General features: G+C 62.6%; 18 protein-coding genes, 2 tRNA genes and 1 pseudogene. 12 read left to right on the top strand and 9 right to left on the bottom strand.

What is annotated here, in order from left to right; translation table 11 throughout:
• The first annotated feature begins 75 nt into the window (after positions 1 to 75).
• From tadA to GPA25_RS04840, 3 genes and pseudogenes are all read left to right on the top strand, one after another.
• The gene (gene tadA, locus GPA25_RS04850) at positions 76 to 540 is read left to right on the top strand and encodes a tRNA adenosine(34) deaminase TadA (protein WP_211162945.1); all 465 of its coding nucleotides are present in this window, start codon (positions 76 to 78) and stop codon (positions 538 to 540) included.
• Positions 541 to 545: 5 nt separating this feature from the next.
• Positions 546 to 1,022, top strand: a pseudogene (locus GPA25_RS04845) (L,D-transpeptidase family protein); the annotation flags it as partial.
• Positions 1,023 to 1,052: 30 nt separating this feature from the next.
• Positions 1,053 to 1,487 carry a GNAT family N-acetyltransferase gene (locus tag GPA25_RS04840; RefSeq protein ID WP_169259260.1) on the top strand — a complete coding sequence of 145 codons (435 nt, stop codon included), beginning with the start codon at positions 1,053 to 1,055 and terminating at the stop codon, positions 1,485 to 1,487.
• A 6-nt stretch (positions 1,488 to 1,493) separates the two neighbouring features.
• Here the strand turns inward: GPA25_RS04840 and GPA25_RS04835 are convergent, their stop codons facing one another.
• Genes GPA25_RS04835 through ygfZ form a run of 3 tightly spaced genes read right to left on the bottom strand, consistent with a single transcriptional unit; the run spans position 1,494 to position 3,606 of the window.
• A complete protein-coding gene (locus tag GPA25_RS04835) occupies positions 1,494 to 2,273 on the bottom strand; it encodes an NRDE family protein (RefSeq protein WP_169259226.1) in 780 nt (259 codons plus the stop codon).
• Positions 2,264 to 2,572, bottom strand: a complete 309-nt coding sequence (locus GPA25_RS04830) for a DUF4936 family protein (protein WP_169259225.1) — start codon at positions 2,570 to 2,572, stop codon at positions 2,264 to 2,266. The genes GPA25_RS04835 and GPA25_RS04830 overlap by 10 nt, the downstream gene beginning before the upstream one ends.
• Positions 2,569 to 3,606, bottom strand: coding sequence for a CAF17-like 4Fe-4S cluster assembly/insertion protein YgfZ (gene ygfZ, locus GPA25_RS04825; RefSeq protein WP_169259224.1), 1,038 nt, complete (start codon positions 3,604 to 3,606; stop codon positions 2,569 to 2,571). Before ygfZ ends, GPA25_RS04830 begins: the two co-directional genes overlap by 4 nt.
• 127 nt (positions 3,607 to 3,733) lie before the next feature.
• Between ygfZ and mltG the strand changes: the two genes are divergently transcribed.
• The 6 genes from mltG to GPA25_RS04795 are packed head-to-tail and all read left to right on the top strand — an operon-like array spanning position 3,734 to position 8,238.
• Positions 3,734 to 4,735 carry an endolytic transglycosylase MltG gene (gene mltG / locus GPA25_RS04820; RefSeq protein WP_169259223.1) on the top strand — a complete coding sequence of 334 codons (1,002 nt, stop codon included), beginning with the start codon at positions 3,734 to 3,736 and terminating at the stop codon, positions 4,733 to 4,735.
• The gene (tmk, locus tag GPA25_RS04815) at positions 4,732 to 5,364 is read left to right on the top strand and encodes a dTMP kinase (protein WP_169259222.1); all 633 of its coding nucleotides are present in this window, start codon (positions 4,732 to 4,734) and stop codon (positions 5,362 to 5,364) included. The genes mltG and tmk overlap by 4 nt, the downstream gene beginning before the upstream one ends.
• A complete protein-coding gene (gene holB / locus GPA25_RS04810) occupies positions 5,361 to 6,416 on the top strand; it encodes a DNA polymerase III subunit delta' (protein ID WP_169259221.1) in 1,056 nt (351 codons plus the stop codon). Before tmk ends, holB begins: the two co-directional genes overlap by 4 nt.
• A complete protein-coding gene (locus GPA25_RS04805; RefSeq protein ID WP_169259220.1) occupies positions 6,413 to 6,778 on the top strand; it encodes a PilZ domain-containing protein in 366 nt (121 codons plus the stop codon). The genes holB and GPA25_RS04805 overlap by 4 nt, the downstream gene beginning before the upstream one ends.
• A gap of 10 nt (positions 6,779 to 6,788) precedes the next feature.
• On the top strand, positions 6,789 to 7,562 hold the full coding sequence (locus GPA25_RS04800) for a TatD family hydrolase (protein ID WP_169259219.1): 774 nt from the start codon (positions 6,789 to 6,791) through the stop codon (positions 7,560 to 7,562).
• Positions 7,546 to 8,238, top strand: coding sequence for an ankyrin repeat domain-containing protein (locus GPA25_RS04795; RefSeq protein ID WP_169259218.1), 693 nt, complete (start codon positions 7,546 to 7,548; stop codon positions 8,236 to 8,238). Before GPA25_RS04800 ends, GPA25_RS04795 begins: the two co-directional genes overlap by 17 nt.
• Before the next feature lie 68 nt (positions 8,239 to 8,306).
• Here GPA25_RS04795 and GPA25_RS04790 read toward each other — a convergent pair whose 3' ends face one another.
• Positions 8,307 to 9,233, bottom strand: coding sequence for an arginase family protein (locus GPA25_RS04790; protein ID WP_169259217.1), 927 nt, complete (start codon positions 9,231 to 9,233; stop codon positions 8,307 to 8,309).
• A gap of 138 nt (positions 9,234 to 9,371) precedes the next feature.
• Between GPA25_RS04790 and GPA25_RS04785 the strand changes: the two genes are divergently transcribed.
• Together GPA25_RS04785 and GPA25_RS04780 are read left to right on the top strand one after the other, a co-directional pair.
• Positions 9,372 to 10,538 carry a M20 aminoacylase family protein gene (locus GPA25_RS04785; RefSeq protein ID WP_169259216.1) on the top strand — a complete coding sequence of 389 codons (1,167 nt, stop codon included), beginning with the start codon at positions 9,372 to 9,374 and terminating at the stop codon, positions 10,536 to 10,538.
• A gap of 31 nt (positions 10,539 to 10,569) precedes the next feature.
• Positions 10,570 to 13,065: an ABC transporter permease gene (locus GPA25_RS04780; protein ID WP_169259215.1), complete on the top strand. Its 2,496-nt coding sequence runs from the start codon at positions 10,570 to 10,572 to the stop codon at positions 13,063 to 13,065.
• A 158-nt stretch (positions 13,066 to 13,223) separates the two neighbouring features.
• On the opposite strand, the gene GPA25_RS04775 is transcribed toward GPA25_RS04780, so the two are convergent.
• From GPA25_RS04775 to moaA, 3 genes are all read right to left on the bottom strand, one after another.
• A complete protein-coding gene (locus GPA25_RS04775; protein WP_169259214.1) occupies positions 13,224 to 14,129 on the bottom strand; it encodes a cytochrome c3 family protein in 906 nt (301 codons plus the stop codon).
• A 275-nt stretch (positions 14,130 to 14,404) separates the two neighbouring features.
• Positions 14,405 to 15,487: an NHL repeat-containing protein gene (locus GPA25_RS04770; RefSeq protein ID WP_169259213.1), complete on the bottom strand. Its 1,083-nt coding sequence runs from the start codon at positions 15,485 to 15,487 to the stop codon at positions 14,405 to 14,407.
• 427 nt (positions 15,488 to 15,914) lie between these two features.
• Positions 15,915 to 16,991, bottom strand: a complete 1,077-nt coding sequence (moaA, locus tag GPA25_RS04765; RefSeq protein ID WP_169259212.1) for a GTP 3',8-cyclase MoaA — start codon at positions 16,989 to 16,991, stop codon at positions 15,915 to 15,917.
• A 659-nt stretch (positions 16,992 to 17,650) separates the two neighbouring features.
• On the opposite strand from moaA, the gene GPA25_RS04760 reads away from it, so the two are divergent.
• Entirely contained in the window at positions 17,651 to 20,077 is a 2,427-nt protein-coding gene (locus GPA25_RS04760; protein ID WP_169259211.1) for a Lon protease family protein, read from the top strand.
• A 51-nt stretch (positions 20,078 to 20,128) separates the two neighbouring features.
• Here GPA25_RS04760 and GPA25_RS04755 read toward each other — a convergent pair.
• Together GPA25_RS04755 and GPA25_RS04750 are read right to left on the bottom strand one after the other, a co-directional pair.
• Positions 20,129 to 20,204: transfer RNA gene (locus tag GPA25_RS04755), tRNA-Asn, on the bottom strand.
• Positions 20,205 to 20,247: 43 nt separating this feature from the next.
• A tRNA-Asn gene (locus GPA25_RS04750) sits at positions 20,248 to 20,323 on the bottom strand.
• Positions 20,324 to 20,375: the final 52 nt, after the last annotated feature.

Here is a 20,375-nt window from a genome sequence, read left to right as displayed (position 1 = left end):
CACGCCAGGTGGGACCGCAGGTCTCGCACGACTCGCGTCCGCTCCAGTAAACTGCGCGTTCTGGAGAGCAATTCAATGACCGACGAAGAATTCATGCTTGCCGCGCTGGAGCAGGCGCGGATGGCTGGGGCCTGCGAGGAAGTGCCGGTCGGGGCCGTGGTGGTGCTGGACGGCGAGATCGTGGGGCGTGGCTTCAACCAGCCGATCCGTCAACACGACCCGACCGCGCACGCCGAGGTGATGGCGCTGCGCGACGCAGCGGCACGCCTGGGCAATTACCGCCTGCCGGGCTGCGAACTTTATGTGACGCTGGAACCGTGTGCGATGTGCAGTGGCGCGATCATGCACTCGCGTATTGCGCGGGTGGTGTTCGGCGCGCGCGATCCGAAGACCGGCGTGGCCGGCAGCGTCATCGACCTGTTCGCCGAGCCGCGCCTGAATCATCATGCGAGCGTCACCGGTGGCGTTCTTGCCGATGAGTGCGGCAGCATGCTGTCGAATTTTTTTGCCGCACGGCGTGGCCGTACGCTCGTGGCCTGATCGTCGTGCGCATTCACGTCAGCCTCGCTGAACAGCGCCTGAGCCTGTACGGACCGGACGGGGCGTGCATCCGCCGTTACGCGGTGTCGACGGCACTGAACGGCGCAGGCGAACTGCAGGACAGCAACTGCACCCCGCGCGGACGGCATCGCGTGCGAGCACGCATCGGCGCGGGTGCGCCGGCTGGCACGGTGTTCCGCGGGCGGCGCCCGACCGGCGAGATCTGGACCCCGGAACTGGCCGAGCAACATCCCGCGCGCGACTGGATCCTGTCGCGCATCCTGTGGCTGTGCGGCTGTGAGCCCGGACGCAACCGGCTCCGCAACGTCGATTCGATGCGCCGCTACATCTACATCCACGGCACGCCGGACGACCAGCCGATGGGCGTACCGCGTTCGCACGGTTGCATCCGCATGCGCAACCGCGACGTGATCGAGCTGTTTGACCTGGTGCCGGTGGGCACCCGTGTCGACATTGACGAAGCACGCTGCAGGCAAACCGAAGGGCTGCACATGCCTCTGGCCCCGACCATCCGCATTCTCGACTGGACGGAAGCGGCCCCGCTGGTCATGCCCTTGCGTGAACAGGTGTTCGTCGTCGAGCAGGGGGTGCCGGCGGCGCTGGAACGCGATGCCAACGACCCGCTGTGCCGCCATGCGGTAGCCGCGAGCGCGGACGGCTGCGTCATCGGCACCGGGCGCCTGCTGCCGGACGGACATATCGGGCGCATGGCGGTCGCCGCCCAGTCGCGCGATCGCGGTATCGGCGGGCTGATCCTTGAAGCGCTGGTCGAAGAGGCCGCACGGCGAGGCTTTGCGGAAGTGGCACTGAACGCCCAGATTGCCGCAGTCGATTTCTACCTGCGTCACGGCTTCGCGCCGGAAGGCGATATCTTCATCGAAGCCGGTATCGAACACCAGACAATGCGTCGCCGACTCGTTTCCTGAGTCCGGCTAGGAACGCGGTCCGCTGGCCGCACCGACAAAACGGTGGAGCGCCTCGCTGGCGAATTCGCCTTTCGCGTCCCAGGTCCATTCGCGGAACGTCACCCTGCCATCGCGATGCACCGCAATCAGAGTCGAACAGCGCGTGCCGTAGCCGGGGGCGCGAATGAAGGCTGGCGACAGCCAGCGTTCCCAGTCCGTGCTGACACCGGTTTCCGGCAGGTGATGATCCGGGGCAGGCGTGTCGTCGCGCAGCATTGACAGGAAAGCGTCATGGGCTGGCAACTGCGCGAGCGCCGCAGCGAAGTGTTCCCGTGCGAGCCGTACCTTCGGCCACGGCGTGTCGAGCACATGGTTCGACAGGCCGTATACGCCCGGCTCCAGCATGCGCACGACGCCGGTGGTGCTCTCGTGAATGCCAAGTTGCTTGCCGTCGCTCACCAGCAGGTTGAAGGCGGCGTACTCGGCACTGACGGCGGCCACCACGTCCAGACGGGATTGAGCATTGTCGCTGGCAGTCAGGCAATCGCGCACGAGCGTGCCGCGTGACGGCGCGCCCGCTCGGTGCAGCGTCGGATCGCGATAATTGGTCAGTGCCGCAAAGCGACCATTGCGGCTGATCCCCATCCACGTGCCGCCGGCTTCCAGATCGCGACCCGCGAGCAGCTCCGGCGCATCGGTCCACCAGTGGGCCGGCACAGCCGGACGGGCGAGAAATTCATCGCGATTGGCGGCAACGACCAGCGGGTAATCCGGGTGAGCCTGCCAGCCGACGACAATCAGGCACATTCGACAAAACGTTCCAGGTGCCGTCCGGACCCCGGTTCGACCAGATCCGTAACCTGGTGAGCTTCGGTCTCGACGCGCAAGGCGGCTTCAAACGCGGCCGAATCGGCCACCGACTCGTAGATTTCCATCCACGTCACATCATCCCCGCAGCGTTCGAGCAGGCGCCCCTGGACGCCGGTGCGCGCCGCCAGGGCGGCCTGCATTGTACGGACGGTCGCATGCGCATCCTCGCGCTCCGCGTCGGCACGGACCCTGTAGTAGATGTAATAAGCGACTGGTACGGCGGTATCGTTCGTCATTTTTCGGGCAGCGAGTAAGGCAGATCGAGAAACTCTAGACGAGGCCCCTGCAGACTTCCAAGATGCGCTTCACCGGCCGCCGCAGAACTCGTCTGCATCACTACCAGCGCCTCGAAACCGCCATCCGGTGCAGGTACTACATTGACCAGCTTTCCTGCCGACTGTTCGCCGAAATCCGGCGTGAATACGTCGGCACCCGCGGCGGGTGCCGTGTCGGTGTTCACGTGAATGCGGTACATGCGTTTTTTCAGCTTGCCCAAGTACTGTGTGCGCGCGACGATTTCCTGGCCGGGGTAGCAACCCTTGCTGAAACTCACGCCGCCGATGACCTCGAAGTTCAGCATTTGCGCGACAAACTCCTCCTGCGTCGCGGCCGTAATCAGCGGCAGGCCGGCGCGGATCATCGCCAGCTGCCAGGCGGCGGTGCCGGCCTTGTGGGCACCACTCGCGACCAGCTTGTCGAAGATCTCCGGTGCCGACGTCGAGGACAGGGCAAGAACCAGATTCCGTTCATCGAGGCGAATGCAACGCACCTCGCCCGCGACCGCCTGTGTCATCGGCGCGACGGGTGCCGCGATGCCGGCGCGCGCCAGCACGGCGCTGGTGTCGCCGCCACTGACGCCGATCAGTACGGTGTCCGCACCTGCGTCGCCGAGCTGCACCTTGCTGCGCAGCACGTACATCGACAACTTCTTGAGCAGCATCGGCTGAACGTCCGCGGACGCTGCAATCATCTGGCCAGCGGCGTCATTCCACATCAGCAGGCTCGCCAGCATGCGCCCCTTCGGGGTGTTGAAGCTCGACCACTGCGCGCCGTCCGCGCCGAGCTTTTTCACGTCGTTGGAGAGCAGGTTGTGCAGAAAACCGACCGAATCGTCCCCGGCGCTGCGAATCAGGCCGAGATGCACCAGCGGCACGACCACCGTGCCGGACGCCGCGGCGCGAACTTCGGCCTCCGGCGAGTCAAAACGGATAGTGGAATTTTCAAGCGTGGCACCCGCGCGGGCGAGAAAGTCGGTCCAGGGTGTGTTCATGTCTGTTTGTCGGGAGCAGGGAAAGGGGATGAAGTATTATAGGGCCCCGCAGACGCGATGGTTGCACGTCAAACATTTCCGGGCCGGTACTCGCGTGCCCGGCATCCGGTTCACAATTTCCGCCCTGATGAAGGCCCTGATCCTCCGTTTGTTGATCGTACTCGCGCTCGCCGTCGCGGCGCTCTCCGCTGCGGCGTGGTGGTATGCGCAGCGACCGCTGAAACTTGTGCAGCCGGTGGTGGATTTCACCGTTCAACGCGGGTTCACGATGCGTCAGGCGGCCGCTGCGATTTCCGCTGCCGGCGTCGACGTCAGCCCACGCGCCTTGTACTGGCTGGCACGCGTTACCGGCAAGGCCGAGCGGATTCTCGCCGGCAGCTACGAAGTCCACGAGGGCGTGACGCCGTGGTTGCTCATTCTCAAGTTGTCGAGTGGAGACGTGTCACAGGCGGAACTGCGTCTGCTCGAGGGGTGGAACTTCCGCCAGGTACGCGCCGCGCTCGAAACGCATCCCGATCTCCTGCGCGACACCGCAAGCTTGTCGGAGGCTGACATCCTGCGCGCGATCGGCGCCAGCGAACAGCACCCCGAGGGCCTGTTCTTCCCGGATACCTATCTCTTCGACAAACAATCGAGTTCGCTCGCCGTGCTGCGGCGTGCGTACGCAGCGATGAAGCAACGACTTGCGCAGGCCTGGGAGGCGCGTGATCCGCTCCTGCCGCTCGCTTCGCCCTACGAGGCACTGATCCTAGCGTCGATCATCGAAAAAGAAACCGGCCGCCCTGAAGACCGCGGACTGGTTGCCTCGGTATTTGCCAATCGCCTGCGTATCGGCATGCGCCTGCAAACGGATCCGACGGTCATTTACGGATACGGTGACGGTTTCGACGGGCGCCTGCGCAAGTGGCATCTCGAGACCGATCACCCATACAACACGTACACGCGTGCGGGACTGCCACCGACGCCCATCGCAATGCCAGGCAGCGACGCGCTGAATGCCGCAGTGCGCCCGGCGCCAAGCGACTATCTCTATTTCGTCTCCCGCGGCGACGGGAGCAGCGAGTTTTCAAGCAACCTCAACGACCACAACAAGGCCGTCAATCGTTATCAGCGGGGACCAGGAAGTTGACCGACACGCGCGCCCCGGGGCGCTTCATCACCTTCGAGGGGATCGACGGTGCCGGCAAGAGCAGCCAGATCGCGGCACTCGTCGCGCTGCTCGAATCACGCGGGCTGAGCGTCGACCAGACACGCGAACCTGGCGGTACTGCGCTGGGAGAAAAGCTGCGGGACCTGCTGCTGCACGAGCCGATGCACCTTGAAACCGAGGCGATGCTGATGTTCGCCGCGCGTCGCGAACACCTTGCCGCGCGCATCAAGCCGGCGCTGGAAGCCGGCAGATGGGTGGTGTCCGATCGTTTCACCGATGCAACCTACGCCTACCAGGTCGGCGGGCGCGGGCTGGATGCCGCCAAGTTTGCCGCGCTGGAAAACTGGGTTCACCCCGGATTCCAGCCCGAACTGACCCTGGTTTTCGACCTCGCGCCGGAAATCGCCGCGGCGCGGGTTGCCAGCACGGGTGTCAATCCCGACCGTTTCGAGCGCGAACAACGCGACTTCTTCGAACGGGTGCGTGCTGCCTATCTTGAGCGCGCACGCATGGCGCCTGAACGGATCCGGGTCATCGCCGCCGATCGACCACCGCAACAGATTCGCGCCGAGCTCGAAGCCATCGTCACGGAGCGCTGGTTCCGATGATCCACCCGTGGCTGCAGGAAACCTGGCAGCGTCTGATCGGTCTTGGCGAACGCCTGCCGCATGCACTGCTGTTTGTCGGGCCGGCCGGTCTGGGCAAACGCGACCTCGCCGACGCCCTGGCGGCGCGACTGCTGTGTGCGACGCCCGGCCCGGACGGACATGCCTGCGGCCACTGCACGCCCTGCCAACTCAGGATTTCCGGCAACCACCCGGATCTCTTGCCGGTTGTCCCGGCCGCCGACACCGTTGCGGCGGACGGCGACGGGGCCGAGGACGCCGCTGACGGCGGAGCAGCGAAGAAGAAATCGTCGCAGATCGTCATCGAGCAGATCCGCGACCTGCAGGAATCGCTCGCGGTCACCGGCCACCAGAGCAGCCGCCGTGTCGTCATCGTCGATCCCGCCGAGGCGATGAACGCCTTCACCGCCAACGCTTTGCTCAAGCTCCTCGAAGAGCCGCCCGAAGGCTGCATATTCCTGTTGATCTCGTCCGCGCCGCGCCGCCTGTTGCCGACCATCCGCAGCCGCTGCCAGCAATGGACTTTTTCGCGTCCGACGGGCGACGCCGTCGCGCACTGGCTGAGCACCCAGGATGCCGTTGCCGGCGATCTGCTCGCCCTCACCGGGGGCATGCCGCTGGCAGCGCAGCGTCTGGCGCAGAACGGTTCGGACTTACTGCTCAAGCGCTTCGTCAAGGATCTCGGGCAGCTTCCTGCGGGAGATCCGCTCAGGCTTGCGGGGCAGTGGGAAAGCTGGCTCAAGTCGAAGGAGGCGCTCGCTGCCGGCTTCGGCATGGTTCAGCTCGTCGAATGGATGCAGCGCTGGGTCACTGACCTTGCCTCCCTGCGGCTCGGCGGACGGCTGCGCTTCTTTCCTGCAGAGGAAGGCGTGCTGTCCGCGCTGGCTTCGCGCACCAACGTGGCAATGGTGGTGAACTGCTACAATGAACTGGCCCGGATTCGCCGGGTAGCCCAGCATCCCCTCAATGCCAGACTGATGCTCGAAGACATGCTCTTGCGCTATGCGCGCGCCGTAACCGGATCCCGCCGATGAGCGAAGCTGCCAAACCGAGCGTGGCACGCCCCAGCGTGCTGTCGCTGAACATCAACTCCAAGTCCGCGCTGTACGCGGCCTACATGCCCTTCCTCGCCAACGGCGGCATCTTCGTGCCCACGCCGCGCGTGCATGCGCTCGGCGACGAGGTGTTCATGCTGCTGCAGCTCATGGACGATCCCACCAAGCATCCGGTGGCAGCGACCGTGGCGTGGGTCACGCCCCACGGTGCGCAGGGTGGCAAGACGCAGGGGATCGGGGTGCACTTCAGCGCTGACGAATCCGGCAAGGCACTGCGCGGCCGCATCGAGCAGATCCTCGCCGGCCACCTCGGCTCCAATCGCCCGACCCATACGCTTTGATTTCCGCCTGATGTTCGTCGATTCCCACTGCCATCTGGACTTTCCTGACCTGGCAAGCCGCGAAGAGGCGGTGCTTGCAGCGATGGCCGCCAATCGCGTCGGCCACGCCCTGTGCGTCAGCGTCAAACTGGAAGACTTTCCGCGCGTCCTCGCACTGGCCGAGCGACACCCGCAGCTTTCCGCGTCGGTCGGCGTGCATCCGGACAACGACGGCGTCGAAGAGCCGGACGAAGCCCGCCTGCTCGCGCTCGCCGACCATCCCAAGGTCGTCGCGATCGGCGAAACCGGACTCGACTACTATTGGCAGAAGGACGCGCCCGAATGGCAGCGCAATCGCTTCCGCACTCACATCCGTGCCGCGCGGGTCTGTGGCAAGCCGCTCATCGTGCATACCCGTTCAGCAGCCGAAGACACCCTGCGCCTGATGCGCGAGGAACGTGCGGGAGAAGCTGGTGGCGTGATGCACTGCTTCACCGAATCACGCGACGTCGCGGAAGCCGCGCTGGACCTCGGCTTCTACATTTCCTTCTCCGGCATCGTCACCTTCAAGAACGCCACTGAGCTCAAGGCGGTTGCACAGTATGTGCCGCTTGATCGCCTGCTGATCGAGACCGATGCGCCTTATCTCGCGCCGGTCCCGCACCGCGGCAGGACCAATGAGCCCGCGTGGGTCGTCCACGTGGCCGAAGAAATCGCCCGCCTGCGCAACGAAACACTCGAGCGTATTGAAACGGCGACCACCGAAAACTTTTTCCGGCTCTTTCACCATGCCCAAGCACACTGAATCCGTGAGGCGCCTCGCCGCCGCCGCCCTCGTTGCCGTATCGCTCGGCAGCGGTCTCGTGCATGCGGACAGCTATGAGGATTCGCTCAGCGCCGCACGCCGCGGTGATACACAGCAACTCGTGCAACTCCTCAATCGTGGCCTCGACCCTGACACCGTGGACGCGCAGGGCAATACCCTGCTGATGCTTGCTGCGCGAGATGGCAACGCCCAGACGGTGGAAGCGCTGCTCAAGTACCGACCAAAGGTTTCGCGGCGCAATCCCGCGGGCGATTCCGCCCTGATGCTTGCGGTGTTGAAGGGCGAAACCGCGGTGGTCGACCTGTTGCTCGATGCCGGCGCACAGGTGAACCATGACGGCTGGACGCCACTGATGTACGCCGCTTTTGAAGGGCGCCTCGAACTCGTTGAACGTCTGCTTGCACGTAGCGCAGACGTTCAGGCGCTGGCGCCGAATCAGTCCAATTCACTCATGCTCGCGGCGCGCAACGGGCATATCGAGGTCGTTCGGCGCCTGCTCAAAACCGGGATCAGCCTCGATCAGAAAAATGATGCCGGCTTTACGGCCGAGAGCTGGGCACTGGAGAACGGCAACACCGATATCGCCGCTCTGCTTCGCGCCGAGCGCGGCCGTCGTCCGGCACTTCCGGCGGGTGGAGCTCCCGGTACTCAATAAGCGGGACCGCCAGGCAGCAGAAGGGGGCTGTCGCCGGATTCCTCCCCGCGCCCAATCTCGCCGGGCGCTCAGTGCCGGCTGCTCCCGCAGCGCAAGTGCTCGGCGAGGCGTGCCGCGGTGATCACCGTGTTGGCGTGAATTGCCACCGTATCGTCGATGTCATGCGCGTAACCGCCGGCCATCGCAAGGGCCACCGGCGTGCCGTGCGCAATACAGGTCTGCAGTACCAGTTCGTCGCGCGCAGCCAGCCCCTCGAAACTCAGCGCCAGGCGTCCGAGACGATCACCGTGGTACGGGTCCGCTCCGGCCAGATAGATCACGAGATCCGGCGCGATGCGCCCAAAGACGCTCATCAATCCATGGCGGAGCGCCTCCAGGTAAGCCTCGTCGCCGGTTCCGTCCGGCAGTTCGATGTCGAGATCCGATGCGGCCTTGCGGAACGGGAAGTTCTTCTCGCCGTGCAGGCTGAAGGTGAAGAAGTCAGGCTCTCCCGACAGAATCGTGGCGGTGCCATCACCCTGGTGAACATCGCAGTCGACGATCGCCACCTTGCGCACCCGTCCTTCGGCGCGCATCGTCAGCGCCGCGATCGCCGCATCGTTGAATACGCAGAAGCCGGAACCGAAATCATGGTGAGCATGGTGCGTGCCGCCCGCCAGATTGGCCGAGCAACCTTGTGCCAGCGCGTGACGGCAGGCCTGCAGCGTGGCACCAGCCGAACGGCGTGAGCGCTCGACCATCTGTGGCGACCACGGGAATCCGATACTGCGCTGCTCCACCGGTTCCAGCGTCCCCGTAACCATGCGCTGCAGGTAGTCGGGGTGATGTGCGCGCAAGATTTCCTCGTCCGTGGCGGCCTCCGGCACAACGAAGTCCCCGGTGGAAAACGCCCCGCACTTGGCGAGCCGCTCGCGCAGGCGCGAGTATTTTTCCATGGGAAAGCGATGTCCCTGCGGCAATGGCAACACGAAGTGATCGGCGTAAAAAAGTTTCACGGCAGGTTTTCCTTTAGGGCCTGCGCTCGGGGGCGCGAATGTCCTCATCCGGGCGATCGACGCAAGCGGCGATGCCCATTAAACTCGAAGGCACCCCCACAGACAATTCCCTCCAAACCTGCCTGAACAGGTGAAGACATGAGCGTCATCGAAACGATCCGGCAGTGCCACCCCAAACTCATTAAAATTCGCCGTGACATCCATGCCCACCCGGAACTCGCGTTCGCAGAACATCGCACCGCGGATCTGGTTGCCCGCCACCTCGAGTCGCTAGGTATCGAAGCACATCGCGGTGTCGGCCGTACCGGCGTGGTCGGCGTACTGCGCTCCGGTCGCAGCCTGCGCGCCGTCGGCCTGCGCGCTGACATGGACGCGCTGCCGATCCAGGAGCGCAACGACTTTGCCCACCATTCCCGGCATCAGGGCTGCATGCACGCCTGCGGACACGACGGACACACCACCATGCTGTTAGGCGCCGCCGAAGTGCTGGCCGCGCACCCGGATTTCGACGGCACTGTGTACTTCGTGTTCCAGCCCGCCGAAGAAGGTGAAGGCGGCGCGGATGCGATGGTCGACGACGGCTTGTTTGATCGCTTCCCGATGGAGTCCATCTTCGGCATGCACAACTGGCCGGGTCAGCCCGCCGGGCAATTTGCCGTGCATGCGGGTCCCGTGATGGCCAGCGCCGACCGTTTCGATATCGAGATCCTCGGGCAGGGCGCGCACGCCGCAATGCCCAATCTCGGAACCGATTCGATCGTCGCCGGCGCCGCTCTGGTTCAGGCGATCCAGTCCATCGTCAGCCGGACGCTGGACCCGCTCGACGCCGCGGTAGTGTCGGTTACGCAATTCCATGCTGGTGAAGCGTACAACGTGATTCCCGACCGGGCACAGCTCTGCGGCACCGTGCGCGCATTCAGCGAGGCCGTGCAGGACCAGGTCGAGGCCGCACTTTCACGCCTCTGCGCCGGCATTGCCGCGAGCCATGGCGTGCGCGTGAACATCGAGTACCGGCGTGGTTACCCGCCGACCATCAATACGGCCACCGAAGCCGCCCTGTGCGCCGAGGTGGCGGCCGCGCTGCCCGGCTGCAGTGTGTTGGCCGATGCGCGGCCGAGCATGGGGGCCGAGGATTTCGCGTTCTTCCTGCGGCATAAACCCGGTTGCTATGTCTGGATCGGCAACGGTCCGGGGGAGGGTGGCTGTACCCTGCACAATCCGCATTACGACTTCAATGACCAGATCATTCCCGCCGGGGTGAACTATTGGATCGAACTCGTGCGACGACTCTTGCCGAAAGCCTGAACCTCTGGCGGTATCCGCCGTCCACCAGCGCATGAATACCTTTCGCCTCGCCCTGCGCATGATGTTGCGCGATCTGCGCGCCGGCGAGCTCCATCTGCTGGGGCTTGCCATCGTGATCGCCGTCGCCAGCCTTACCAGCGTCGGATTCCTCGCCGACCGTGTCGCACGGGGCCTCGACCGCGAGGCGAACCAGCTGCTCGGTGGCGACCTTCTTCTGCGTGCCGATCACCCGTGGGATGGCGCCTTCGTGGCGGAGGCTGCGCGGCGAGGTCTGCGCAGCGCCAATACCGTCCTGTTTACCAGCATGGTCAGCACGGAAGCGTCAGCGCAACTCGCCGGTGTCAAGGTCGTCGATCCTGCCTATCCATTGCGTGGCAGCGTGCGGATCGCGCCCGGCCCCAATCAGCCTGACGCGCTCGCCAAAGGCATGCCGGATCGCGGCGAAGTGTGGCTCGACGAACGATTGTTTGTCGCACTGGGCGTGTCGGTCGGGGATCGCGTCGGTCTCGGGCGACTGGAGTTCCGCGTCGGTGGCATGCTCACTTTCGAGTCCGACCGCGGGGCGAATTTTTTCAGCCTCCTGCCGCGTGCCATCTTCAACGCCGTCGATCTGCCCGACACCGGTCTGCTCATCGAAGGCAGTCGTGCGAGCTGGCGCCTTCACCTTGCTGGCGATGCCGATGCGGTGGCCGCGTTCGAGCGCTGGGCGCGGCAACGCATGGGACGTGGCGAGTCCGTCGAAAACATCGACAATGCGCGACCCGAGGTCCGCAATGCGCTGGATCAGGCGCAGCGTTTCCTCCGCCTCGCCGCACTGTTGGCCGTCATTCTTGCTGCCGTCGCCGTCGGACTTTCCGCGCACCGCTTCATGCGCCGCCATCTTGACGGTTGCGCCGTGATGCGCTGCCTCGGCGCCAGGCAGACTCAAGTATTGCGCATTGTCATCGGCGAATTCATCCTTTTCGGCGTGGTCGCAGCTGCGATGGGCTCCGGGCTCGGCTGGGGTGTTCAGCAGGGGCTTGCGGTCATTCTCGTCCAAGTGATGGCGACGGAGTTGCCCGCGCCGTCGCTGATCCCGCTTGCACATGGCCTCGCGGTGGGCCTGGTCCTGCTCATCGGGTTTGTGTTGCCTCAATTGTTGCGTCTCGGTCGCGTATCGACCTTGCGCGTCTTGCGTCGCGAGATCACCACGGTCGAATCGCGTAGCGGCATCGCGTGGGCCACGGGGGCCACTGCACTACTTGCAATCGTCTTCTGGATCGCCGGCGATTTCCGTCTCGGCGTTTTCGTGGCCGCCGGGTTTGCCGTTGCGCTTGCCGTATTTGCTGGAGCGGCTTGGTGGGTATTGCGCCTGCTGGCGCGTCTGCGGGGGCAGGGGGCCCTGGGAGGGAGCGGATGGCGCTACGGTCTGGCATCGCTGGTGCGCCGCATGGGGGCCAGCGTGATTCAAGTGAGCGCCCTCGGACTGGGGATGACCGCCTTGCTGCTGCTCACCCTGATTCGTGCGGACCTGCTCGACAACTGGCGCCGCATGTCGCCGCCCGATGCTCCTAACCGTTTCATCATCAACATCCAGCCCGACCAGCGAGAACCACTCGCTGACTTCTTTAAGGCGCGCAATCTCGACGCCCCTGCGATCCGGCCGATGATTCGCGGGCGTCTCGTTGCGATCAACGGTCGCGAGGTGCGTCCCGATGATTACGTCGACCAACGCACTCGTCGTCTCGCCGAACGGGAATTCAACCTCAGCTACGGCAGCGCATTGCCCGATGGGAACCAGGTCGTCGACGGACGCTGGCACGGTAGCGGATCAGCGCCACAATTCTCGGTGGAACAAGGGCTGGCCGAAACCTTCGCCCTGAAGATCGGTGATCAGGTGCGTTTCGATGTTGCAGGGCGGACAGTGGAGGCCCCAATCAGCAGCGTGCGCAAACTGAGCTGGGATTCGATGCGGGTGAATTTCTTCTTCATTGCCGCAGAAGGGATGCTCGAAGCGGACCCCGCCAGCCTGATCACGAGCTTCCGCCTTGCGCCGGGGGATCCGGGGCTGACGACGGAACTCGTCAGCCGTTTTCCAAATCTTTCGGTCATCGATGTTGAAGCCGTGCTCGCCCAGGTCCAGTCGATGACAGACAAACTCATTCTGATCGTGCAGTTCGTGTTCGGATTTGCCCTGCTGGCAGGGTTTGTCGTGCTATTTGCCGCGCTGCAATCGACACACGACGAGCGTGATTATGAACTTGCCGTGTTGCGGACCCTCGGGGCCCGAAATCGTCAGATGCGCCAGGCACTCATCGCCGAGTTCGCGGTGCTGGGTGGCGTTGCGTCCGTGCTGGCAGCCGCTGGAGCGAGTGCGATCGGATGGCTGCTCGCACGCTACGCGTTCAAGATCGACTACATGCCCGAAATCTGGCCACTCATGCTGGCGATGCTTGCAGGGGGTGTCGCCGTCGTCGCCGGCGGCTGGCTGGGAACGCGCACGCTGCTGAAACGCTCGCCACTGGCGACGTTACGTTCACTCGCCTGATTGCTTGTTTGTGGGCGCCTCCGCGCACTGGCTTTGCCACTCTGCTTGCAGCCGAATGCCGGATCCGCCGGAAAAATCGTTTCAGCAAGGGCTGAATAAAAGTGCAAACAAAAAAATGGGGCTCGACATAATCGAGCCCCACTTCCCCGCCAGATGTGCTACTTCGTGTGGCAGGTCAGGCAGACAGCGCTGCCGTCGTTTGAGACGCGCAGGAACGACGCATTGAACGTTCCCGCGCCGCTATCGACTCCATGAGGATCATGGCAGGAGGCGCATTCGACCTCTGGGCCATCCCCTGTGTCATAAAGGCGAATGTCTTTGGAGTCCAGGTTGCCGTTGCCCTCGACATCAAAGAATCTGGTTGGCCCCTTGGCTCCCGTGGTTGCCTTGAAGTCCGTGTTGTTTGTCGGAAATGTGATCCCTACTGGATGATCGTTGCGCAAGTCGGTGCCGATGACGAAGGCCCGGAAGTCCGTGGCGTTGACAAAAGCGCCCGGCGCATGACATGCCAGACATCCGGCTCCGCTGTTATTCAGACCGGTATGCTCAGTGGGTGATCCGGCGCCATCCCCGCCCTTCGTCCAGAGGTTGAGGAATCCGTTATCGGTGGTTGCGGCGTCTTCCTGGCTGGCCTTGTACAGTCCCGAACCTGGCATGTTGATGATTGAGTCAACTGCCGTCTGTCCATCGTGACACGATAGACAGGACAGGGAATTTGCCCCTGGGCGGGTAACCGCCTGCGTGAGCGAACTAGTATTGAGTTCGTTGTAGGTGTTAAACGTCACATTTCCGCGAATCGTGCGGTTCCACAGCGGAACTTGGATCTTTGTGTTTGCGCCGTGCGGAGTGTGGCAGTAAACGCAGACTTGGCCGTAGTCGTTCCGTGACCCATCCATGAACGCCGAACCGGTGCCGATCGGCCGTTGTGTCAGGTTATGCCGCGTGTTGGTGATGCCGCCGGTGTTCGAGAACTTTGTTCTTCCAGTGTCCGAGCCTGCCCAGGCGACTGCGGCAAACGTGACGACGGACAGTCCGATAGCGACTTTTCTTATTGTTGCGTTCATGCTTGGGTCACTCCAAATGAAGCGTCCAAAGTCGGGACGGCGTTTGCGCAGAAGCGGGTTTTTGCCTGATATGAGCCGGTGGAACGAGATGTGCGCAGCGTCACTAGTTGATCGTGTGCCCCGAACGCATGCGCGGGCAGCGGTTTATTGGTGTCCAGGTGTGGATTGTTCATTGTTATTGATGTGACCGTATGTGAGAGATCGACATGTCTTTTTCATTAATTATGCTATTCGGCAGACTCTAGCATGACAAAGAAGTTTTTTGGTGCACTTGTCTATTTACCCGTTTTTCCCGGCTCTGCTGTGAGAACTGGCCGGTAAACTTCCACCTTGTTATGAAAGTGGTCTGCGATGTAAAGGCGCCCTGTTTCGTCTGCGGCGACTCCGGCGAGGAGTCCGAATTCTCCCGGGTTGTTGCGGAGGCCCGAATTGCCAATCCACATAAGGAGCCGGCCGGTCGGATCAAAAATCTGAACGTTGTTGAAGGACGCGTCCGACACGAAGATTTTTCCTTCCCTATCGGTGGCAATGCTTCTTGGTCTTGAGAACTGGCCCAATCCAGCGCCGGCTTCGCCAAAGGAGAACCGATACCGACCTTCCGTATCAAATGACTGAATCCGAAAATTCCCGGAATCGAGAACGAGCAAGGAGCCGTCCGGTGCCACTGTTGCCGCGAGCGGCACGTTTAATTGCCCTTCACCATGCCCCCGGGGGCCGATGCGGTAGAGTTCCGATCCATCGGGTGCGTACGCGATGACCTTGTGATCGTCTTCTTCGATGCTTCCCCGGTCTACGATGAAAATCTTTTGGCCGTCGCCGCTAACAGCGACCCCCACTGGTTTGGCAAACGCCTTGGGATCGCCAACCGAAAACTGGAAGAGGCCCAGCGAGTCATAGACCATGACCTTTTTGAGCTTTGAATCAAGCACGTAGACGTTGCTCTTGTCGTCCACCGAGAGCGACACAGGCCGTGGGCTGTTGTTCGGTTCACGTACCCCGATGCGAAACGTCTTTCTGCGCGCAGCATCAAAAACGACGATTGAAGCGGTAGGGGGGTCGGCTACGTAGACGCGCCCCTTGCGCGCAGCGATGGCTGATGGCTTTTTGTAGAGGGGTTCGCCGGACGACGAACCACCTGTCAGCATTCGCTTGAGGCGCTGGTCTTCTGTTTCTTTCTCAATATCGGCAGCGGCACGCAGCGTGATTTCATATGCGTAGCGTGCAGGGTCTGGAGGCGCGGGCCACTGCAACTGGATGACGTGCTCTTTCTCCGATACAGAGCCCTTCTCGGTGGCGCAGCCACTGAGAAGGGCGACGGTTGTCGCGACCATTATGCTGGTGACGAGCGTGCGCAGCATCGGTACGCTCGATCGGAGAATTGCCGCTAATGTCATTGTGTATGCGGATGCGTTGTTCTCGTTTTTGGGACCGGTGAAGCCAAGATGTGCTGCAGTCAGCGAGAATCAGAACTCATTCGGCGAGAGTCATCGAATGTAAGCAAATTTGATGCCGACTGTAACTTCGTTTTCGGGATGAATGTGTCGGTAATCTTGTCAGCCCCGGCGTGCGAGATATGTGGATCGTGAAATCCAAAAGGAATCACTCGCGCACCCGCTCGACTGGAATAATTTCAATCGAGCAGGGGGCGGGCTGTGGATGTACCGATTCGCCGAGTCGCCTGCAGCAGCGTCTGCGCGCCGTGGTTCTCGGTGGAGGGATGTGCGTAGATTGCTACGCTGGGCAAATGGCTGACGCGGCCAAGAATGTGCAGGGCGTGTCGAATGCTTACCCGCCGATATACGACATTTCAATCTTGCGTAGGCCAGTATTGGCGGTACGAATTTCCGAATAGCGGTCGTCTCGCCCCTGCCAGACGGCAGCAATGGCGTGATCCACTTCTGCGTCGCTTGCCCCCGTGCGCAGAAGTTCACGCAGGTCGTGACCGCTTTGGGCGAACAGGCAGGTGTACAGCTTGCCTTCGGTGGAGAGCCGGATACGTGTGCAGGTGGAGCAGAAGGCCTGGGTGACCGATGAGATCACTCCGATCTCGCCGCTGCCGTCACGATAGCGCCAGCGTTCGGCGACTTCACCTGAGTAATTGGGGTCAATCTGCTCGAGGGGGAAAACGCGGTCGATGCGTTCGATGATCTCGCGCGAGGGTACAACTGCGCCCATCTCCCAGCCGTTGGAACTGCCCACATCCATGAATTCGATAAACCGCAGGATATGGCCCGAGCCGCGGAAGTGACGGGCCATGTCAAGCACGCCCTGATCGTTGACACCGCGCTTGACGACCATATTGACCTTGATTGGTCCGAGGCCGGCTGCCGCCGCTGCGTCGATACCCTTGAGCACTGCGGAGACCGGGTAGTCCGCGTCATTCATGGCGCGGAAGGTTGCATCGTCGATGGCATCAAGGCTGACAGTAACCCGGTGCAGGCCGGCATCGCGCAGGGTCTGTGCCATCCTCGGTAACAGTACGCCATTGGTGGTGAGCGTCAGTTCGATTTCGGGAATCTGCGCCAATTGGGCAATCAGATTCTCGACATGCTTGCGAAGCAGCGGCTCGCCGCCAGTAATCCGGATCTTGCGCACGCCGCGGGCCGCGAAGAGGTTGGCGATACGGGTGATTTCCTCAAACGACAGCAGTTCCTTGCGCGGCAGGAAGGGGTAATCTGCGTCGAATACCGCCCGCGGCATGCAATACACGCAACGGAAATTGCAGCGGTCGGTGACCGAGATTCGCAGGTCGTGGACCGTGCGACCGCGCAGATCCCGCAGAGGAGCCCCGGCAGGCGCCAGGACAGCAGGCGTTTGCTTGGGAGGAATCACGGGTGCGGGATGGATCGGTATGAATTTCATTGAGTGTTTGACAGGATTAACCGGTGACGGTTGGAGTGGCCGGAGGTCCATCGGATCTGATGCGTGCGGTGGCTCCATGGACAATTATCGGCAGCGCCGGTGACGTGCGCAAGGTCTCTGCCGTGCGGGCCGTCTCGCCAGTGTGCGCGCGACCGCGGCGCTTGTGGCTACAATGATCAGTAGTTTCCCGAGTGTTGCGGAACCAGTTTGCTCGATATAGCACCAAAGTAATAGAGTTGTATCGGTCCTCGATGACGCTGGACAGGGATTTGCCAATGACTGCGCGAGTTACAGAAACTTCAACCGAAAATCTCTATGAGCGTTTTCCGCATTTGCGCAGGATCGACGCGCTGTGGGGGACCGCAGAGTGTAGGAGATTCCTCTTCCTGCTGATGACTGATACTCGGGGCGGTACCCGGCAGGGTTTCCCGAAGGAGCACGCAGGGACCATCATGTCCCTGCTCATGGAGCATGATCGCCGGTTTCCCCAGTTTGAGAACGACGTCGCGCATCACGATACGCGCTGGGGCGATATCTCGCGTAGGGGGCATCGCTAGGGAGTCGCTTGCCTGTGAGCAAGAGGGAAGGTGATGATGATGGGGGCTTCCGGCTAAGCGGGAATGCCCCCGTTTCATTATCGGCGTCAGGAGAACAAGAACATGGCCGACCTACAGCCCCTTCCTGCGAAACAACTGCGTGTCCGTTGTGCGCCCGACGTATTCGATTTTGAAACTACGGCAAGTCTCGAAGATCTGGCGGGTGGCCTCGGTCAGGCGCGTGCCGAGGAGGCGCTTCGCTTCGGGCTTGCGATGGGGCAGCCCGGGTACCATGTTTTCGTGCTGGGGGAGCCCGGTACCGGTAGGCATGCCGCGGTGTTCCGCTTGTTGCGGGAGCTGTCGGAGGGAGGCGAGGTGCCGCCCGATCTGTGTTATCTGCACAACTTCGACGATCCGCCGCGACCACGTTTGCTGACCCTCCCGGCTGGCCGCGGAGCGATACTCCGCGCGGACATGCAGGCCTTCATTGCCGATCTCGGGCCGGCAATCGAGGCTGCGCTCGACAGCGATACCCATAGCAGTCGGGTTGAATCCTTGCAGGAGACCCACAAGTCGCGCGAGGAGGGCGTGCTGCGTGAGCTGAGTCAGGCCTGCGCGGCTGAGGGGGTGTCGCTGATGCGGACGCCTGAGGGATTCGTGTTTGCCCCGATCAAGGATGGCCAGACAATGTCACCCGAGGACTTCGACGCTTTGGCGCCGGAGGCGCGTGAGACGATCGAGGCAAAAGTGGGCGCGTGGAGTGATCGTCTCGCGGATCTGCTGGAGCAGTTCCCAGGCTGGCGCAAGGAGCTTCAAGAGGCGACCAAGCGTGCGGTGCGCGACGCATTGAGTCCGGCTATCACCCACTTGATGCGGGGCTTGCGCGAACGCTATGCCGATCTTCCGCAGGTGCTGGTCTTCTTCGATGCAATTACCCACGATGTGCTGGAGAGCGGCGAGGAGTGGGCAAGTCCCGGCGAGGACGAGGAGGAGGTTTCGGAAGCCGATGCGGGGGCGCGTTTCCATCGCTACCAGGTAAAGCTTTTGGTGGACCATTCGACGACCCGCGGCGCACCGGTGGTGTGTGAAGACAATCCCGTGTTTGGAAATCTGATCGGACGCATCGAGCACATAGCGCAAATGGGAACGCTGGTGACCCATTTCAACCTGATACGCGCCGGGGCCTTGCATCGCGCACGTGGCGGCTACCTGGTCCTTGATGCCGAACGGCTGCTGACACAACCCTTCGCCTGGGAAGGTCTGAAGCGGGCGTTGCGGGCGCGCGAGATTCGCATCGAGCCGCCGGCCGAAGCGCAGGGGTGGAGCAATGTGCTGACACTGGAACCGGAAGCGGTGCCATGCGACTTGAAGGTGGTTCTGGTTGGTGATCGCGAGATGTTTTATCTGTTGACAGAGCATGATCCTGACTTCCCCGAGCTTTTCAAGGTCGCGGCCGATTTCGACGACGACATGCCGCGTACCGACGAAAATATCATGCGCTACGCGGGGCTATTAGCTACGCTGGCGCGTGCTTCGGGCCTCCTGCCGATCGATCGCAGCGGCGTTGCACGACTGGTGGAGCAAGGGGCGCGCCTTGCCGAAGATGGGGGGCGTTTGAGTTTGCAGACGCGTCAGCTGGCGGACTTGTTGCGCGAAGCGGATTTCCACGCGAGGGGAGCAGGGGGGGGCTCGGTGGGAGGTGCGCACATCGATGCGGCCATAGCATCGCGAGCGCGCCGTTTCGGTCGGTATTCCGAGCGGGTGCTGGAGTCGATGGTCGAAGGCACGACGCTGATTTCGACCAGTGGTGAGCGTTGTGGCCAGATCAACGGTCTGGTGGTAGTCGAAATGGCAGGGGAGCGCTTTGGTCATCCGATGCGTATTACCGCGACAGCCAGGCTTGGGGAGGGCGATGTTGTCGATATCGAGCGCGAAACGGAACTTGGTGGTGCGATCCACTCGAAGGGCGTGCTGATCCTTTCGGCTTTCCTGGCAGCACGCTATGCGCGCCATCAACCCTTGTCGCTGTCGGCGAGTCTGGTGTTCGAGCAATCATATGCACCGGTCGAAGGGGATTCGGCCTCGCTTGCCGAAATCTGCGCACTTCTCTCGGCGTTGGCGCAAGTCCCGATTCGCCAGTCTTTTGCGGTCACCGGGTCGGTAAACCAGTTTGGCGAAGTTCAGGTGATCGGGGGGGTAAACGAAAAAATCGAGGGGTTCTTCGATCTATGCGCAGTGCGCGGACTTACCGGCGAACAGGGCGTCGTGATCCCTGCCGCGAGTGTGCGTCACCTGATGCTGCGGGAGGATGTTGTGGAGGCGGCACGTAATGGTCGCTTCCACGTCTTTACGGTGAATACGGTCGATGACGCGATGGAGGTGCTGACGGGATTCCCCGCGGGGGTTCCGGACGTGAAGGGTGTCATGCCCAAGGAGAGCGTCAATCACAAGGTCGCTGCGGCGCTTGCCGGTATGACCGCGGCGAAGCACGCGTTCGATCAGGGGCCGGCACGTCACATCCGGCATCGACGGCGACACGATGGAGGATAAGTCCGCCTCCGATAAAAAAAGGGGCGCAGCATCCTGCGCCCCTCTCAAGTCTGGCTCCCCGACCTGGGCTCGAACCAGGGACACACGGATTAACAGTCCGTTGCTCTACCGACTGAGCTATCGGGGATCGGTATCGTCTGCTCATGCAAAAAATGCAGGAGCTGAAATTTTGGCTCCCCGACCTGGGCTCGAACCAGGGACACACGGATTAACAGTCCGTTGCTCTACCAACTGAGCTATCGGGGAATTGAGCCGCGCAGTATAGTTACCGCGCCGGCCCGCGTCAATATTTGCTTAA

This window comes from Aromatoleum diolicum, assembly GCF_012910955.1.
Classification (GTDB): domain Bacteria; phylum Pseudomonadota; class Gammaproteobacteria; order Burkholderiales; family Rhodocyclaceae; genus Aromatoleum; species Aromatoleum diolicum.
Note: the sequence above shows the minus strand (reverse complement) of the source record. Positions and strands in the feature narration are given on the sequence as shown.